Annotated in this window: 1 protein-coding gene; it reads left to right on the forward strand. The window is 69.4% G+C overall.

The genetic code is table 11. From position 1 onward, the window contains the following. Positions 1-8 precede the first annotated feature (8 nt). Positions 9-595 (forward strand): transposase family protein (locus tag J0695_RS42010; RefSeq protein WP_206970054.1); only part of this gene is annotated, 587 nt, incomplete at its 3' end.

Consider the following 595-nt stretch of genomic DNA (forward strand, 5'->3'; position numbering starts at 1 on the left):
ATCTTGGCGTGGCTGGTGTGATCACTGCGTCGGAGCCGTCCTGGATTGCCCCGTTCAGCGGGCTGAGCCCGAGGCAGTTCGGGAAGCTGGTGACGGTGCTGCGTCGCGAGGGTGCGGACGCGGTCCGCAAGGGCCGGCCGTGGAGCCTGCCCCTGGAGGACCGGGCACTGCTGGTCGCGGCGTACTGGCGGACAAACCTGACCATGCGGCAGCCCGCCCCGCTGTTCGGGGTGTCGAAGTCGGCGGCGGACCGGACCATCAACCACCCCCGACCCACGCACACCCTGCAGCACCACAAGCGATTCCCCAAGGACACCGTGCTCATCGTGGACGGCACACTGGTCCCCACCCGGGATCACACCATCGCCGAGCGGTCGAAGAACTACCGGCACTCCACCAACCACCAGGTCGTCATCGATGCCGACACCCGCCTGGTCGTGGTGGTCGGACGGCCGCTCGCCGGCAACCGCAACGACTGCAAGGCATGGGAGGAATCCGGCGCAAAGGCCGCCGTCGGCAAGACCCTCACGATCGCCGACGGCGGCTACCCGGGCACCGGACTCGTCATCCCGCACCGCCGAGAGCGCGGACAGGC

Source organism: Streptomyces beijiangensis (genome assembly GCF_017315755.1).
GTDB classification, from domain to species: domain Bacteria; phylum Actinomycetota; class Actinomycetes; order Streptomycetales; family Streptomycetaceae; genus Streptomyces; species Streptomyces beijiangensis.